At 44.3% G+C, this 18,382-nt stretch carries 14 protein-coding genes; 3 read left to right on the top strand and 11 right to left on the bottom strand.

Annotated elements, in window-relative coordinates; genetic code table 11:
• Positions 1-144 precede the first annotated feature (144 nt).
• Positions 145-3,156, top strand: coding sequence for a glycosyl hydrolase 115 family protein (locus tag KG118_RS06735; RefSeq protein ID WP_233514932.1), 3,012 nt, complete (start codon positions 145-147; stop codon positions 3,154-3,156).
• A gap of 116 nt (positions 3,157-3,272) precedes the next feature.
• Here the strand turns inward: KG118_RS06735 and hcp are convergent, their stop codons facing one another.
• Positions 3,273-4,928 (bottom strand): hydroxylamine reductase, encoded by a 1,656-nt coding sequence (gene hcp / locus KG118_RS06730; RefSeq protein WP_117713273.1) that lies wholly within the window; start codon positions 4,926-4,928, stop codon positions 3,273-3,275.
• A 164-nt stretch (positions 4,929-5,092) separates the two neighbouring features.
• Between hcp and KG118_RS06725 the strand changes: the two genes are divergently transcribed.
• Complete coding sequence (locus tag KG118_RS06725; RefSeq protein WP_117713253.1) at positions 5,093-5,731, top strand: Crp/Fnr family transcriptional regulator; 639 nt, start codon at positions 5,093-5,095, stop codon at positions 5,729-5,731.
• A gap of 53 nt (positions 5,732-5,784) precedes the next feature.
• On the top strand, positions 5,785-6,474 hold the full coding sequence (locus tag KG118_RS06720) for a Crp/Fnr family transcriptional regulator (protein WP_117713252.1): 690 nt from the start codon (positions 5,785-5,787) through the stop codon (positions 6,472-6,474).
• Between the two features lies 1 nt (position 6,475).
• On the opposite strand, the gene KG118_RS06715 is transcribed toward KG118_RS06720, so the two are convergent.
• The 10 genes from KG118_RS06715 to queC all read right to left on the bottom strand — a co-directional run bounded on the left by KG118_RS06715 (position 6,476) and on the right by queC (position 18,353).
• A complete protein-coding gene (locus KG118_RS06715; RefSeq protein ID WP_117713251.1) occupies positions 6,476-7,750 on the bottom strand; it encodes an alginate export family protein in 1,275 nt (424 codons plus the stop codon).
• A 6-nt stretch (positions 7,751-7,756) separates the two neighbouring features.
• On the bottom strand, positions 7,757-8,548 hold the full coding sequence (ccsA, locus tag KG118_RS06710) for a cytochrome c biogenesis protein CcsA (RefSeq protein ID WP_117713250.1): 792 nt from the start codon (positions 8,546-8,548) through the stop codon (positions 7,757-7,759).
• Complete coding sequence (locus KG118_RS06705; protein WP_117713249.1) at positions 8,545-9,858, bottom strand: cytochrome c biogenesis protein ResB; 1,314 nt, start codon at positions 9,856-9,858, stop codon at positions 8,545-8,547. Before KG118_RS06705 ends, ccsA begins: the two co-directional genes overlap by 4 nt.
• 15 nt (positions 9,859-9,873) lie before the next feature.
• Positions 9,874-11,355 carry an ammonia-forming cytochrome c nitrite reductase gene (gene nrfA / locus KG118_RS06700; RefSeq protein ID WP_117713248.1) on the bottom strand — a complete coding sequence of 494 codons (1,482 nt, stop codon included), beginning with the start codon at positions 11,353-11,355 and terminating at the stop codon, positions 9,874-9,876.
• A gap of 21 nt (positions 11,356-11,376) precedes the next feature.
• The gene (nrfH, locus tag KG118_RS06695; RefSeq protein WP_117713247.1) at positions 11,377-11,967 is read right to left on the bottom strand and encodes a cytochrome c nitrite reductase small subunit; all 591 of its coding nucleotides are present in this window, start codon (positions 11,965-11,967) and stop codon (positions 11,377-11,379) included.
• Between the two features lie 119 nt (positions 11,968-12,086).
• Positions 12,087-13,241, bottom strand: coding sequence for a PepSY-associated TM helix domain-containing protein (locus tag KG118_RS06690; protein WP_117713246.1), 1,155 nt, complete (start codon positions 13,239-13,241; stop codon positions 12,087-12,089).
• A 5-nt stretch (positions 13,242-13,246) separates the two neighbouring features.
• Positions 13,247-14,647: a DUF4374 domain-containing protein gene (locus tag KG118_RS06685; protein ID WP_213388386.1), complete on the bottom strand. Its 1,401-nt coding sequence runs from the start codon at positions 14,645-14,647 to the stop codon at positions 13,247-13,249.
• Between the two features lie 52 nt (positions 14,648-14,699).
• Positions 14,700-16,997, bottom strand: a complete 2,298-nt coding sequence (locus KG118_RS06680; RefSeq protein WP_117713245.1) for a TonB-dependent receptor — start codon at positions 16,995-16,997, stop codon at positions 14,700-14,702.
• 236 nt (positions 16,998-17,233) lie between these two features.
• A complete protein-coding gene (queF, locus tag KG118_RS06675) occupies positions 17,234-17,689 on the bottom strand; it encodes a preQ(1) synthase (RefSeq protein WP_117713244.1) in 456 nt (151 codons plus the stop codon).
• 4 nt (positions 17,690-17,693) lie between these two features.
• Positions 17,694-18,353, bottom strand: coding sequence for a 7-cyano-7-deazaguanine synthase QueC (gene queC, locus KG118_RS06670; protein ID WP_117713243.1), 660 nt, complete (start codon positions 18,351-18,353; stop codon positions 17,694-17,696).
• Positions 18,354-18,382 lie beyond the last annotated feature (29 nt).

The following is an 18,382-nucleotide window of genomic DNA, read 5'->3' as shown; positions in this document are numbered from 1 at the left end:
GTTATAAGAACTAATGAATAAAGTATATCCGTTAACCCGACTTTATTTTATGTACCCTATCTTTGCTATGTAACAAAAAACATAAAAACACCGATAAGCTGAATTCTGACAAGAATCTTTTAATTATTGATAAATAAACTACTTATGAAAAGAAAATTTTTTTTTGAAGGAATATTTTTCTTGTTTGTATGTGCTGCATCACTCAATGCACAACAAACAATGAATGTTATCCCTCCCATTATCTACGATTGTGCTACTGATACCAAAGATTTTCCAGTAGTAGACACCCAGCAAAGAAGTGCGATAATCCGTTATGATGCAGATGACTACAAAGGGGTAATCCGCGCTATCAGCGATTTGCAAAAGGATATCGAACGTGTTACTGATGTAAAAATAAACACATCTGCTAACGGTCCTTTAGGGAAATATGAAATTATGATCGGAACTTTAGGAAAGAGTAAGGTAATAGATGAGCTTGTAACTTCAGGCAAGATAAAGCCTCGGAATCTGAAAGGGAAATGGGAAAGCTTTATAATAACAACCGTCGATAATCCTAAACCCGGTATCCGACAGGGCTTGATCATTGCCGGAAGTGATAAGCGAGGTACTATATATGGTATCTATGAACTGTCACAACAATTAGGCGTTTCACCATGGTATTGGTGGGCAGACGCTCCTATACAGAAACGCCAGTCGGCCTATGTAAAATCCGGGTATTATGAATCAGGAGAACCTAAAGTAAAATACCGGGGTATTTTTATTAACGACGAGTGGCCCTCGTTTGGCAACTGGGCTACAGAAAAGTTTGGCGGAGTCAATTCCAAAATGTACGTCCATCTTTTTGAACTGCTGTTGCGTTTGAAAGCCAATTTCTTTTGGCCTGCCATGTGGGCAAGTGCATTCAACGAAGATGATCCGATGAACCCGGTTCTTGCTGACGAATATGGAATTGTTATGGGAACATCACATCACGAACCAATGATGCGTGCCCACAAAGAATACACCCGAAGAAAAGGAGAAGTTGGTCCTTGGGATTATAAAACAAACAAAGAACGGTTAGACAACTTTTTCCGTGAAGGTATGGAACGGAATAAAGAGTTTGAGAATGTGGTAACCATCGGTATGCGAGGTGACGGAGACGTTGCGATGAGTGAAGAAGGTGATGAAGCTAATATGCAAGTTTTGAAAAAAGTCATAGAAGGCCAACGTCAGACATTGAAGGAAGTCTATGGTAAAGAGCCGTCAGAAATACCTCAATTGTGGGCAATCTTTACTGAAGTACAACGCTATTATGACGCAGGCTTTACAGTTCCCGATGATGTGATGTTACTTTTCTGTGACAACAATTGGGGATATATCCGGCGTACAGGCCCTGACAAAGAAAAGAAACGTAAAGGAGGAATGGGACTTTACTACCATATAGACATGAACGGTGGACCATGGAATGACCGTTGGGTCACCACTACCACTGTTCCCAAATTACGCGAACAACTCCATTTAGCCTATCAATCAGGCATCGACGACCTGTGGGTCATCAATGTGGGTGATATCAAGCCTAAAGAGCTTCCCATCGATTTCATCATGCGTTACGCATGGAATCCGGAAGCTATATCGGCAGAGAAAACAGGTGATTATATGATAGAGTGGGCACAAAGTATCTTTGGCACTGAATATGCCAAAGATATAGCCGATATCGTATCCAAATATACCAAGTATAATTTATTGCGCAAAGCCGAGGTACAACTCCCCGATGTCTTCAGTGTTGTCAACTATCATGAAGCTGACCGTATGTTGGCTGCTTGGAAAGAGCTGACAGCAAAAGCAGAAGAATTGGAACATAAACTCTCTCCTAAGGCTAAGGATGCCTATTATCAACTGGTACTCTACCCGGTGAAAGCATCTGCCGGAGTAGCTGAAATATATCTGTCTGTCGGAAAAAATCGTTTGTATGCGAAACAAGGACGCATCAGCGCCAACGATTATGCCGCACGCGCGAAAGAACTATTCAATCTTGACTGGTATCTAAGCAATCGTTACAACAATGAAACAGCCGATGGAAAATGGAAACACATGATGTCAGACAAACATATCGGCTATACGAAATGGTATATGCCCGAAAACAATGAATTGCCGGAGTTATCAATAATCAATCCACTTGGGATACCAACTCCGGGAATCGCGGTAGAGGGAAGTGAAGCAGCTTGGCCACTAATGACTGAACACCTTTCATTACCGGTATTTGATGCTCTGAACAATCAGACATATTATGTAGAGGTTTTCAACCGGGGAGTAGGAGAATTTGAATATACAGTCCTTACCTCTCAACCATGGATAAAAGTAGATAAGACAAAAGGCAAAGTAGCCAAAGAAAATCGTATGAATATCTCTATCGATTGGTCCAAAGCACCACAAGGCACAACAGAAGGAGTGGTAGAAATAGTTTGTGGAAAACATAAGGCAGAAGTAAAAGTACCTATTGTCAACGGAACGGTCCCCGACAGTAAAGAAGCTTTCTTTGGTACATTGTCCGACTCGGAATTCTCCATACCGGCATACGCTTATAATGCCAATATTCCGGGCAGACAAGCTAAGTGGAGCTTTATTCCGGATTTAGGCAGGGAAAAAGGCAATATGGGAATAGTACCGGCAACAGCATCAAGTACTCTGGCACACAAGAGTGCCGCCCGGCTGGAATACAAAGTATATCTGCCTTCAGCAGGAAAAACCACAATCGCTTTGGGAATTTTGCCTACACAGGATGTAAATCCGGCACGCGGTCTCCGCATAGCGATAGGTATAGACGGAAAGAAGCCCGTAGTATTGGACGCGCGAAAAGGCTTTGTTGATACATTTGGAGAGTACAACCCAAAGAATCTTGCATTGTCTAAAGTATTGAAGCCACTTCCGGAAAGAAGTACTTTAGCTTTAAGCGGGAAAGGTAAGAATCTAAGAAATGAAGTGTTTGATAATATGCGTTGGTTGGATGTTGAATTAGAGGTGGACAAACCCGGATTCCATACACTGAAAGTCTATATGGTTGATCCGGAAGTTGTGTTGGAGAAAATAGTGGTGAATCCCGATAACAACCGTCCAAGCTACTTCGGAGCACCGTCCAAGCAACACAACGCTGCAACTATGGAAAGCACAAATAACTAACATATAAATATATCTCACTTTTTATCTCAATCCGGTTAAGAATCAGGCAGCTATGGCCTCTGACTCTTAGCCGGATTAGATTATTTTTCAGGAATAGTTCCTATCAACTTACCTGTTTAAGAAGCCAAGCCAAATTTCTTCAAGTCCTCTTCTACACTACCGATACCTGCTATATGGAACATATCCACCAATACTTTAGCCACATTCGGAGAGAGGAATGCAGGCAAAGTAGGACCTAAATGTATTTCTTTCACTCCTAAGCTCAACAGTGCCAACAATACGATTACGGCTTTCTGCTCATACCAAGCTATGTTATAAACAATAGGCAGTTCATTGATGTCATTAAGTTGGAACACTTCTTTCAACTTCAAAGCGATAACGGCCAGAGAGTAACTGTCATTGCACTGTCCTGCATCCAGTACGCGAGGAATACCGTTAATATCACCCAAACCGAGCTTATTATAGCGGTACTTGGCACAACCTGCCGTAAGGATTACAGTATCCTGAGGCAATGATTTAGCAAACTCCGTATAGTAATCACGGCTCTTCATACGTCCGTCACACCCAGCCATTACAATAAAGCGACGAATCGCACCGCTCTTTACCGCATCCACGACCTTATCCGCCAGTTGCAAAACCTGATTATGAGCAAAGCCTCCGATAATCTCTCCGTGTTCAATTTCCGTGGGTGGCTGGCAATGCTTGGCTATCTCTATGATTTCGGAAAAGTCTTTCTTACCCGTTGCATCCTTATTGATATGCTTACAACCCGGATATCCGGTAGAGTTAGTAGTAAACATTCTTTCCTTGTATACAGCATTTGCCAATGGCGGTACAATACAATTTGTAGTAAACAGAATTGGACCGTTGAAAGCCGTAAACTCTTCACGTTGTTTCCACCAAGCATTACCGTAGTTACCTACAAAGTGAGAGTACTTCTTAAAGGCAGGGTAATAATGTGCCGGCAACATCTCACTGTGGGTATATACATCCACTCCGGTACCGTCCGTTTGTTTTAACAGTTCTTCCAAATCTTTCAAGTCATGCCCGCTAATCAAGATACCCGGACGACTCTTGACACCTATATTCACTTTGGTGATTTCAGGATTTCCATAAGTTCCCGTATTCGCCTCATCCAGCAAAGCCATAGTCTTTACTCCAAAGCTACCTGCTTCGAGAACCAACTGCGTCCACTCATCTGCCGAAAGCGAACGGCAGGCTATCGTAGCCAATGCACGTTGTATAAAGACATGAATATCGTCATCATTAAACCCTAAACGCATGGCATGTTCCAAATAAGCCGCCATACCTTTCAGGCCGTATGTCAGCAATTCTTTCAAAGAGCGAAGATCCTCGTCAGGCTCACGCAATACACCTACCGACTTCGCTTTTTCAGCATAAGCGGCACGCGTTCCCTGCCAGGCAAGTTCATCCACTTCCGGCAAAAACACATTGTTACGCTTGGCTTCATCCATTAACCGATTACGCAAAGCAAGTCCCTTATCTATTCGCTGCAAGATACTTTCATCATCGAAATTGGCATTTGTAATTGTAGAAAACAGGGCATCTACCACAAAGACATCGGCTTCTTCAGATACGGGGCATCCGGCTTTACGCAAAGCATCGGTAACCACCGAAACACCTCTTACTACAAACAGCAGCAAATCCATGGCTTGTGCCGTATGACTTTCTTTTCCGCACACACCTTTCAGCATACAGCCTATTCCTTTGGCTGTTTCCTGACATTGATAACAAAACATGTTCGTTTCCATTTTCTTATTCATTTAGAAGTTTATACCTACTTTCCGTCAACACTTTCCCCGTCGTTTAGTTTCTTATAAAGAAAGTGTTTCACTATCTTTGTGCAAAGATGAGGATTCGCACTTACGTAAAGTGTCACGTATGTTACACCAAACCACAAAAAAACAAAAAGAGAATGGAAATATACCCGTTACTGAGAATGCCGCCTTTCCGGGGAATCACGGAAGAAGAATTATTATCCCTTATACTCTCCCCCAAACACGCGCGCCGACTGTATAAACCGTCTGACTTTATAGCTATGCAGGGAGAGACATACCGTTCTTTGTTTATCTTGTGCAGTGGCAAAGTACGTACACAAATGGTCAATGCGGAAGGCAAGCAACTGACTATCGAAACGCTGAAAGCTCCGCAACTGCTTGCCCCTGCATTCGTATTTTCATCGGAAAACCGTTTCCCTGTCAATATCGAAGCAATAGAAAAATGTGAAATACTTGTCATAAGCCAAAGCGCTTTTTTAGAATTTCTACATCAATATCCTATAGTAATGCACAATTTTCTAAGATTGGTATCGGACAGAACTCTGTTTCTTTCCCAAAAGCTGAACGCATTTGCCTTACAAAGTCTTAAATCACGGATATTGAACTACCTGCGCATTCACGGCTCTATACGCAATCAACAGGAAGTGGCGCAAATACTCGGCGTGGCACGCCCTTCACTGGCACGGGCTTTATCCGAACTGGCCGGTGAGGGCTGTTTACGAATAGAAGGAAAAGAAATACAGATTAATGAAACCGATGCACAAAAGTATCTTTAAAAATCAGCCTATATCTACTTATTATTCCTACCTTTGTGAGAGATTTATATACTATGGAAAAAAAGCTATTGCAGGAAGAAGATAAGGAGCGATTGTTCAACATCCCTTTGTTCCGGGACTTACCGCATAACATCAAATTATCATTATTGGATAAATTGGATTATGCCGTCTATGATGTAAAGAAGAAAGATATTATAGCTACCCAAGGTATCCCCTGCAAAAAGTTATACGTTCTTTTAAAAGGAAAGCTACGGGTAGACATCATTGACGGGCTGGGAAACAGTGTAATGATAGAGTATATCATTGCCCCCCGTGCATTCGCCACACCACATCTTTTCGGTTCAAACAACACACTTCCGGCAACATTTACCGCCATAGAAGACAGTACATTGTTCACTGCCACCAAAGAGTCTACGTTCAAGCTTATCAGCCAAGACCCGCAGATATTACATAACTTCCTTTGCGTAAGCGGCAATTGTACGGCCTGTACAGTTTCACGTTTAAGAACCCTTTCCAGAAAAACTGTGCGCGAACGCTTCGTAGTCTACTTGCTGGAAAACAGAACTGCCAACTCAAACTGTGTCACAATAGCTCACACACAGTCCGAATTGGCAGAATATCTGAATGTAACCCGTCCCGCACTTTCTAAGGAAATCAACAAGATGACTAAAGAAGGCATCATCCGGATGACAGGAAAAAGAATCGAAATTCTTAATGAAACAGCCTTAAACGAATATATCTAAATCACCATTTTGCAAAGAATATCTTTGGATTAATGTTCAAAGACAGCCAGCCCCAGTCTTGCCAACGTTTGTGGTTGCCGCCTTTTACAATATCCATAGATTTCGTACCCAACATAACAGAGTAACCGGCAGATAATTTCACATCCTTCATCACATTCCAGTCTATCTGATAATCAAGTTCAGAGCCCAATCCTTTTTTTACCTCCTGCAACTTGGCTGCTGTGGCAAAGTAATGATAGTTCAACTGCATACCGACTTTTGAAGAAGCCTTATAATTCACTCCCAACTGTGCGTCTTGCAAACCGGGAGCCAAACCGTTTACAAACAATGAAGCGTAGAAATAATCCATTGCACCATAGAATTTATGATGTGTACCATACAAAGGATCAAACGCCTTGAACTTCAAACCTTTGTCATTATCTCCACTCAAATAGTCATACCCCAAATTCACACTCCATTGCTTGTCAATAGCATATGCAGCCTTTACACTCGCCATATAAGCCGATACACTTGCCGATGCCTTATTCTTTCCTGTCTGATAATAAAAAGCAGCCTGCATATTCCATGACTGCGGTTTGTAAGTAATGTAAGTTCCCACAGTCTGCATATAGCGGGTATCTGCTATCTGTGTTTCCGGGTCTCCTGTCTCCCATCCCAGATTCATAAAAAGAAAAGAAGCGTCCAAAGGCAATCCTTCGGCAGTGTAATGATACCACAAAGTCTGCATATTCTTATATGGTTGTCCTCCATTATTATAATAAGTGCCGCCTATGGTCTTTTCATCATTCTGATTAAACGCCAAAATAAAATGCAATTTATGCGCCCTGTTTTCATATCCCAACTTCAAAGCATCATGGTAACGTCCGGCAACATTCCAGTCCAAACCACCCAAAATACGTTCATCATCATAAGACAAAGTCTGTCGTCCCAATTGCGCAAAAAAGCCCGCACCAAAACCTAACTTTGCCCATGCCTCGTTCATAATGAAGCGTCCGTTCTTGTCAATCTGAGCATCTTGTCCCCATACGCCTACATGCTGTGCAGAGATTTTCATACTCAGATTAGTACGTTTGTATTCCATAGACAAGCGTGCACGATTATTGATGAAGGCAGCTGCTTTATCCCCTTCTTCACGCGGAAAGAGAGCACCGTTACGGTATTCCGCACGAGGTCTGATTTGCATGGACATTGAAAACTCATTTTCCTTTTCCGTCTTCTGTGCCCACAACATACCGGACAACAGCAATAATCCTAATGCTAAATAAACAGCTTTCATAGTATTCTAATTTAAATTATACGTATGTACACTCGCTCCTTGTGCTGAAGGCAGATAATTGATACCATACCAGCACATTTGTAATAACAGGAAAGATATAAGTAACCCGACCAATGCCTTGCGATATGCCAAAGGACGTCCCAAACGATAGTGGACATACCCCAGATAAGAAAACCATGTAGCCGCTGCCCAAGTTTCCTTCGGATCCCATGCCCAATAATGTCCCCACGCAGCTTTTGCCCAAATAGCGCCGGACAGCATACCCAAAGTCATAAAAGCAAGTCCCACATAAGTCAGGTTATCACACAAATCCATTTCCTGACGTTCAATTTCCTTTTTCTTGAACCATATCAAGTAAACAGCCATTACTGTAGCCGCCCCAAGCATGGCATACGCAAACATATAGACTATGACATGCGGTGTAAACCAAGGACTCTGCAATGCAGGCATCAAAGTCTTATTATGAATCTCCGGCTTGAAAAGATTAATACATATAAACACCAGAGAAAGAACAAAACTAAAACTTAATATCCACTTATATCTCCAACGGCTATAAGTGATAAGTCCGGCCAATGGAAGAAAGAAAGAATACCACAAACGCGTCTCCCCCATTGTACGCATCGGCGGGCGCTCCAAAGAAATCCACATCGCCACTATAAAACCCAAAAAAACTGCCAGTCCTGTCAGAGTAAAAGCATATACCGACACCGGACGTCTTCCGCGCAATGCGGCATATGCGCCTGCACCCCACAAAAGTGCCGCAACAACGGCAAAGAATACAAAGTAATCCCAACTCATACCCTATCCTCCTTTCTTGCTTTCGTCCGGCTATCATCCGATGATACTTCTTTTTCATCGGAACTTATTTTCTTTTCTCCAAAATCTTCCCTTTCTCTCTTCTGCGCATTTACGAACAGACAGACAGCTCCCAACATCATCATAATAATGCCGGTATACACATACGGAAGCCAGGGATCATACACCAGTTCAAACACACTGACATCACTCCAACGTCCTTTAGTCTCATCATAACTTAATTGATAGATATTCCAACCCGCCACTTTCAGCGGATGATTTACTTCAATAGTGTCATTCCTCACATCCCCCTGCCGCGTATAAACCGTTACGTCCGACAGGAATCTTTGCGGTTCCCTTTCGGGCATAATCAAACTTACCTTGTCATTCAGACGCAACGCCTTATAAGGAAACATAAAACTTCCGCAGCTCACCCAGCCTTCTTGGGCTTGCCCGTTTTTGATATTCGTTGCTCTCAAATATACAGCATAAGCTGCCCCCATTGAATGAAAATCCGTAAACTTCAATGTGTCTTCCGTAGCTACGGATGCTGCCATAGGAATGGATTTAAGAAGTGTAATGTTCCAATCCAGCAACCGCCCCTCTGTAACCTCGTCTTCAAGCAGCAAATGTTCCGGCACACCGGCAGGCAACACCTTGCCTGTTTCATTGTCTATCAACATTAGTTTCGGAGGATATTCGTCAATGGTAAATCCTTTCAGTTCAATAGCCAACGGAAGTTCAGAAAGGTTGCCGTTTTCATCCGTAGCGCGCCATTCGGTTTTACCCAATTGAGTAATCATCTTCAAACGTTGCAAATCGGCATTACCCAATGTGGCTGTCAGCAGAGCAATGAATAGTCCCGCATGATTCAGAAGAAAAGGTATCTTTCGCAAACGGAATGGAAAACCGGAACGAAGAATAGTCAATCCGAGCACCGTAACCATCCAGATATAAAGCAACACAAACGGCCAGAATGAAAGCATTTTGGAGAAGCCTAACCAATCTGCCGGCGGCTGTGTAGCGGGCACTTGACGTACCAGCCCCATTACCACCGTAATGGCTGCTACCCAAATAAGAGAAGAAACCGCAGCGGTATAATGTGTGAGCCATTCAAAACAATAAACCTTCTTACGCAACCCGTACAACACTGCCAACAGGAACAGATATGCTGCCAGTACAATTATATTCACCGGCCGGGAAAACAAATCCCAATGGATATTTCCAACAGTCCCCTGCAGAAACAGTCCCGTAGCAAATAGCCCGGCTCCGCATACCAATCCTTCTTTATACCCCCAAGGTCTCTTCCACATTGTTGCTGTTCTGTCTTATTTTTGTGCCAAACGACCGTTAGCCTTAGCTTTCTCCAACCAGGCAGGTACGGTAGTCTTCAAGAACTTCTCCTTTGCCGCCCTCTCGGCATCCATATCCAAACCGATATATTCCTGCGCTTTCTCCTTTGTAGAAATATCAGGCATGGGTACATCTCCTGTAAAACCATTCTTTGCCAACACCTTGGAGACAGCCAAACGAGCCTGTAACGCTTTATCCAAACCATGAGACAACACTCTCTGTATCTCCTGCGGAGCATGGAAAGCAGCCCCGTGAGACGCTACACTAAAATCCCAACGCCATTGTGCCTGACGGATTAATGCCAGTACATCCTTCATCTGGTCGTCCGTAGCTCCTTTGTCCCATGCAAACTTAGCTTCGATGTGCACCTTAGCCAGTTCCGCTTCAAGACGGTTACGAATTTCATTGGCTTTACGCTGACGCTCGTAAACATTGTTGCGCAAAGTTTCCTCGCTTTCACGATGACAAGTCTGGCAAGTACGATCTATCATAGCTAACGGACTCTGAATATGGTGATCGCTGAATTTCACTCCGCCTTCACTCTTGTAAGGCATATGGCAGTCTGCACACGATACCCCGCGTTGTCCGTGAATACCCATTTGTGCTATTTCAAAATCGGGATGCTGCGCCTTCAATATCGGAGTACGGCTCAGTTTATGAATATAATCATAGAAACCGGCCTCATCATAGTAGGCCTCCATCTCTTCCACTGTAAAGCCTTTATCCCATGGGAAAGTCAGATACTTTCCATCTCCCTTGAAGTAATACTCCACATGACACTGTGCACATACCAACGAGCGCATTTCCTGCGGCGTAGCTTTGGTAATATCTTTTCCCTGACGTTGAAAAGCCTCAATCAATGCCGGGCGACTGATATGCAGATTCATATTTTCCGGTTCGTGGCAATCGGCACAGCCGATAGGATTTACTATTTCATCGCCAAAAGCACCCCATTTATTGTTATAAAACGCATCTACCCCGATAGCCTCCATCATACGTGGCACATCCGGACTTTTGCAAGCCCAACAAGTAGAAGGCTGCGGGCCATCAGCCGCCGTGGCAGGAGCACCCGTGCGCAAACTTACCGTTATATCTTCAATGGCATGCATATGTCCGCGAGGTGTAGAATAATCTTTTGAGAATGCATATCCTGCCCACAAAACAACCATTTCCGGACGCTGTTCCAAGACATCCACCGCTATATTTCCATTAAATTCACTTTGGAAATCAGTTTTGGCAGTTTCCGTCCATGTCTGATATTCGCGGGGAAAATCATCTTTAAAGACCTCATTACGTGCTTCGATACCTTCAATCACCGTTTTGCGGTTATTAAACACACTTGCCAACTCCGACCTGCGTTCCATTAAAGCCGACACGCACAAGCCCAAGACAAACACAACGACCATTGAACCACCGAACAACAGCCATCCTTGCCATGATTTTAGTTTCTTTTCCATATCTATGAAGATTTATTGTTATTATTTCTTTATCAGATTCTGAAGCCATTCCGGTACAGGAGATTCCGGGTAGGGCACAAGTGCGGCCGGTGTAGCCGATAGACTGTTCTTTCCACCATGAGGCACATCCCTATGACAGTCCCAACAGGCTTTTCCATCCCCCACCAAAGTCATCATATAGTCTATCTTGCCGGCATCAACAAACTCATTCGTCAACTGCGTATGACAACGAATGCAATTATTCATTATGACTTGTGAACTGGCAGCCTCCGCCTGAATGACTTGCGGCTCACTTTTGGTAAGAAAGGCTCCTACATGTTTCATACCGTCCATTCCTTTGAATGTCCATTTCTTAACCGCATTTTCGTGCGGAACATGACAATCATTACAAGTAGCATCCCGGCTATGGGAACTATGAAACCAAGTAGCATAATACGGTGCCATAATATGACAGTTTACACAGGCTGCAGGATCGTCACCCAGATAAGTGTGCGCCCGGAGAAGATACAGAAACAAACCTCCTCCACCAATAAGGACACCACACACAACGAGCGCTGTCACTTTCCATTTGTAGGAAGTAAACAGTTTTCTTATGATAGATAGCTTCGCCATAGGAACTAATATTTTTCACAAAAATAAAGAGTTACTATAAAAAAAAGTGTAATATGTATTACACTTTGCTATTTATTTTTAAAGAAATTCACATTATACGAAGAGAAAGAGGAGATGACCTAAATGGATTTGCTCTCGATATTGTTCTTAGCCCTACGCCCAATACGCCGTATCCACAGATAATAGCCTGTCAGCGGAAGCGTTCCTCCTAATAATGCGGCAATAAATGTCAGTATTCGGGTGAACATACCGCCCCAACTGCCCACATGTACAGAGTATATCCAACCGCGTATTTTGCTCGAAGCATCGGTATCCTTATATAAGACAGCTCCGGTTATTTCGCCGTTACGCGGATTAAAAGTATAACGGTCGGCAGCCCGCTGATTACCGAAACCTTCAAAAGATACATTGGCAGAACCGTTGGAAACCGTAATCTGTTTATAACCGACATTACGTTCTTTCAGTTCCTCATATACCTGCTGCCAGCAAACGTATGGAGAGATATGTTCCCGGCTTTCGTAGGAAGATTTATGCCCGGGCTTGGCTCCATGAGCCGTTTGCGGTGCACCATGTCCTGCCCCTTGTTTCATCTCTACTCCAAACACTTTATAAAAGCCTGCACGATACCATGGGAAAGACCAAGTCAGCCCGGTCAGAGCCATCGCCAACAACAAGACAAGTGCATACATACCGCCCGCCACGTGCAAATTGTACCAAAAGCGACGCCAACCCTTACCAACAGTAATTTTCAAACTGTTTTTTAGTGCCTTCCCGGTACGGGGGCACCAAATGACGATGCCTGATACAAGCACAAATACGAACATCAGCGTACTTGCCCCCACAATCATCTTACCCCAAAATATTCCACCGTCCGGCTTCATGCTGTCTAACAGCCAACGATGCAATCTGAACATGGTGAGGAAGAACGACGCACGCTCATTCCTACCCTTTACTTCACCCGTATACTGGTCTACATAAACGGATGCCCGTCGCGGTTTCGACAGACTGACCTGATAGGCACGTTCCGCATCAGAAGAAATGGAGACGCCTGTAACAGTAACACTGTCCGGCAATGTCCCGGCAACTCTCTCTATCAAATGTTCCACAGGAAGCGGAACGCCGCTTACCTTTTCCACATAATAGAGGTCGTGCCTGCACAACTCCATTACTTCATCTTCAAATACCAATGCAGCACCCGAAAGGCAGATAACTGTAATAATCAGTCCGAAAGGGACGGACAGCCATAAATGCAGTTTACGAAATGCTTTCTTCATGATATTTAATTAAGGGGACTCAGCTTGCCGATACCTGTAATCTGTGTTGCCTCTACTGTGATGCCTTTTGTAGCAGTAGCACTGGACGGATCTATCTTATAAACAGCCGGATGCCCGTCTGTAGTTGTCACAGCCATATAGGCATAGCCATCCTCTGTATACGGGGTATTGCCGAAACCGGAAATCAAGTCTGCCGACGGAAGTCCGGTGACATACGTAAGCTTCTCGCTTCCCGCTTTAAAGACAGCCAGTTCTTTAGCTTCAAAGCCTTTCTCTGTCAGAGGACGATCGTACATCAATAACAGGAAGTAGTCGTCTGCAATATGCCAGCAACGCAGGAAAGATTTGCCGCCACTCTGTTTCTCCAAGTCACAATAGTAGTTGTCAAAATCTTCCTGGCCCTTAGGAATACGTACTACACCTGCCGGCAAGGTTGTCTGTTGGCGAGCATCACTCATGGTCTTGGCATAGCTTGGAGAGAATACATAAATATCACCGTTGCCGGCTTCCCAGATAGTCTGGTAATACTGAGATTTGAAACGACCGCAGGCATAACTGATTTTATCTGTCTTGATAAGTTTCTTTGTTGTCATGGCAGCATCATCAAAGATTGCCACCCAACATTCGTTGGGGTACTGCGTCCATTGCAATTCACCTTTTTTATAAGCGCTGCTGTTGGAACCGCCGTCTTCAGTCTTTACCAAAGTTTCATTACCCGGCAATATGTACTTGCCGCCGTCTACGGCAGCGCCATACTGGCTCAATCCCATGGGAACAGCCGCGCTATATATTTTCTTGTTATGCTCCAAGATGCCCGCCAATGTCACGAACTCACCGTTTCCAAGAAAATTCTCGGACATATAGGCTTTTACTTTCGTATCATTGGTCTCGAACGTTTCAGCCGCTACATCCAGATAAGAGAGCAAGAACATTTTAGGCAAATACCGGTTGCCGTCGGCATATTCCGTAGGGCCGTCACCGGTAGAGGCGGTGATGATATACTTATCGTAGATACCATAAGTAGTGAACCTCTTGACGGCAAACTCTCCCGAACGTGCCTGCACTTCATTATTGGAGTTCATAATATAAGAACGGGTAGTACCGGCATTTCCCTGATTATAAGTCAGTCCGTAGAGATACTGATTTTTATAGAATACCCATTGGGAAGCACCGTCGTTGACGAGTCCGTTGTTGACGGTAGAAATAGTCCCCTCGTCCAATGTCTTGGAAGTCAGCAAGACGTTAGTCGTATTACCCGAAGCTGCGACAGAGGAAGCGACTACAAAATCGCCTTTATTCCCGCTATTGTTTCCGCCGCCCGACACTTCTGTTTCTGTACAAGATGTCAATGCCAGTCCTGTCATCGCAGTCGCGAAAAGTCCGGCTAAAAAGAAATTCTTCTTCATGATGTTTTACCTTATTATATTATACTAATCGTTATTGATTCTATTCATTGATTTAATTACCGAAATATACGCGTACTTTGCCATAGAACGCCCGACCGGCTTTCTGCAGACTGAAGTTATCGTACAGCTGTTCATCCGTAAAGTTACGGCACTCGAACGACAGGTTGTAGCGTCCGCCATGAAGACTGTAAGAAAGGCTCAGGTTGTGGGAGAACTGGCTTGGAACTACATAGTCACCTTTATTCGCACCGATTTTGGAAGAATAGTAAGTAAAGCTATGCAAGTACTGATTGTCGTAAGATACGGTCAAGGCATTCCCCTTTTTCCCAAGGTCGCGCCAATAGAATGTCACATCGGAATCGGCAAAGATATACGGCAAGTTGGGCATACGTTCTTTATAAGCTATATTTTCCGCACTGCCGGATATAGACGTTTTCATATTATCACGTACATTCATCTGCGTAAAGTTGCCGCCTACGCTCACCCACTTGCCAAAACCGTAACGGGCGGAGATATTATATCCTTTTGTCAGTACTTTTCCGTAATTTATATAAGTAGCTGCGGATTTACCGCCGCTCAAGTCGGTAATGTTGCGCTGAATATAGTCTTTGGTATTACGGTAAACCAATCCGCCTTCCACATATACGGAGTGCCTGCCGAAAACCTTATTGTAACTCAGGTTCAGATTGATGTTATCGCTGTTCTCCGGACGGATACCGATGTCTCCCATTTCCAAATCCTCGTTACCGAACATTTCTTCGACAGTAGGCAGGCGATAGGCTTTTTCGTAGGACAGTTTGGCTTGCAGCCCCGGCAGGATGAAGTAAGTGCCCGCCGCTCCATATCCCATGGACTTTACGCTGCGGGTAGTGCGCACATAGTCGTCCTGATTGGTGTTGGTAGCTACCGGTCCGGCAACAAATTGATTGTAGTATTTACCGAATACGGATAAGTTCCAAGTTTCGGACGGCATCAGGCGGTAAGAAAGACCGGAGATGTTCTTGCGGGTTTCCTTAGCTATGGCATCCGACTGTTCTTCTTTGGTGAGCAATGAAGTATTGGAACGGCTGAAAGCATTCAGCACATGATTGAATGTCAGCATATGTATCTTTCCGAGACGGTAGTTGGCTGTAAACGTACCATTCCAGTTATTGTTATCGGCACGCGAATACTGATAGGACTGTTCGCCGGGAGAGTTCAACGGTTTCCTGGCCCCGTACCAGTTGTACTTATAGGAAGCTGTATCTACGTTCGTCGTCAGGTTCTTGTTGTAGTTGACGGTCAGTACCACATCCAATCCCTTCGTAAACAAATTGCGCTTGTTATACTCCAGCGAAGGCATCAGCGAATGTCCCTTGCGATGTTTCTGTCCGTACACTATATCCTGACGCACCCCGGTCTGTACATCCTGATACATATTGGAATAAGTAAAACCGAGCATCAAACGGTCCGCCCACTTCTTGTCGATAACGCCTACCTTACCGATAACCGCTTCATTATGGTAGGTATCGTTAAAACGTTTCACACGCACCTTCTTGTCACGGTCTATCCTACCCGTTTCAAAGTCTTCCACCGGAGCGTCAATGTAATAGTCATTGTCCGAATAGTTCTGGAACGCATTGATTTCATAGGTAAAACCGTTCTTAAAAGTCTGCCCGAAGTTCACGTTGGATTTATGCGTATTGAACGAACCGTAAGAATAGGACGCATCCAGAAACCAACGGCGGCGTTTCTTGTTCGTGACGATATTGATAACTCCGCCGATAGCATCCGTTCCGAAGCCCACGGGCACTACGCCTTTATACACTTCGATACGGTCGGCAAAATTCACCGGAATATTGTTCAGCCCGAACGAACTTCCAACGCCTTCCTGCGGAACACCGTCTATAAATACCTTTACGTGTTTCCCGCTGAAGCCGTCCAGCATGAGCTGTATGTCCGAGCCTACCCCGCCCGACTCGCGCAGTTTCATGCCCGGCGCTTTAGTCAATGCGTCACTCAAATTCTTGGTGGTGTTCTGCAGTTCTTTCGTATCTACCGCCACGGCATTAAATGCCGAGCGTTTGACACGGCTTACCCCCGTTGACACTACCGTTACTTCGTCCAGTTGCTGAGTTTCGGGAGTGATTGTGATATTCTGTCTCACTCTTTGCCCTCCAACCAGCGTTACCGCTTTCTCTACGGTCTTATAGCCGATGGCCGACACTACCAATGTGTAGTCTCCCGCAGGCGCACTCACATGATAAATCCCTTCTTGATTGGTTATCCCCCCGTAGCCGGTTCCTTTCAGGTAGACCGTTGCAAAATCCACGACTTCTTTTTCCGTAGACAAGATTTTACCGGAAACCATCGTTTTACCCGGCTTCTGTGCGTATGCCGAAAATGCACATACAGACAGGAAGAAAAGGAATAGGTTTGATATAGCTGTTTTCAATTTGAAATGATTATTATGTTGTTACTAATACCGTTTGCAAAAGTCATTAGAAAAAGAAAACTGCACAATCACCTGTTTTAGGTAATTACATCAACGCTATTCTAAGAAAGTATCATACCCGCAATCGCTATTGATAGGTATATTCCATCATTCTATTCGCGGTTCATCAAGCGATGTTCCGCCATTTGTTCATATTTCGTTCCGGGACGTCCATAGTTTGCATAAGGGTAAATGGAGATGCCGCCGCGCGGGGTGAAAATTCCCGTAACCTCAATATATTTGGGGTTCATCAAACGGATAAGGTCTTTCATTATAATGTTTACGCAATCCTCATGGAAAGCGCCATGATTACGAAAACTGAAAAGATAAAGCTTCAGGCTCTTGCTCTCCACCATTTTCACATCGGGAATATAGCTGATGCGGATTTCCGCAAAATCCGGCTGTCCCGTTATGGGACAAAGACTGGTGAACTCCGGACAATTGAAACGTACCCAATAATCATTATCGGGATGTTTATTGTCAAACGCTTCCAAAACTTCGGGAGCATAATCCTGCTTATATTCAGTTTTTCTTCCTAATAAGGAAAGCTGGTCTTTTAATTCGGTCATATTGTTATTTATTTATGATACGTTGATACTTCTCCAATCCTTCTCTGCGTAGCTTACAAGCCGGACAGTGTCCGCAGCCGTCACCGGGTATGCCATTATAACAAGTCAGCGTTTCGTGACGAATCAAGTCGAGTACTCCCAATTCATCTGCCAATGCCCAAGTTTCGGCTTTATCAATCCACATCAACGGGGTATGCAGCACAAACTGCTCGTCCATGGCAAGGTTGAGCGTTACGTTGAGCGACTTGATAAACGCATCCCGACAATCGGGATAACCGCTGAAATCTGTTTGCGACACACCTGTCACGATATGGTTGATGCCCCTCTCGCGTGCATATACAGCGGCAATGCTCAGGAAAAACAAGTTACGCCCCGGCACAAAAGTATTCGGAACAGTGCCTGCCGGTTTTTCCCGGTCCATCACCATGTCGGGGTCTGTCAGTGAATTATGCCCCAACTTGCCAATGAAAGAAACATCCATTACTTCAAATTCCACTTCCGCTTTACGCGCTATCCCCCGTGCCAGTTCCACTTCCTTCTGATGCTTCTGCCCGTACAGAAAGCTCAACGCATATACTTTCTTGAACTCACGCTTTGCCCAAAACAGGCAAGTTGTCGAATCCTGCCCACCGCTGAACACGACTAATGCTGCTTCTTTATTCATTTTTGCTATTGTTTATATGAACAGGAGTC

Source organism: Bacteroides propionicigenes (assembly GCF_018390535.1).
GTDB classification, from domain to species: Bacteria; Bacteroidota; Bacteroidia; order Bacteroidales; family Bacteroidaceae; genus Bacteroides; species Bacteroides propionicigenes.
The sequence above is the reverse complement of the archived record's forward strand: the minus strand, read 5'-3'. Positions and strand labels throughout refer to the sequence as shown.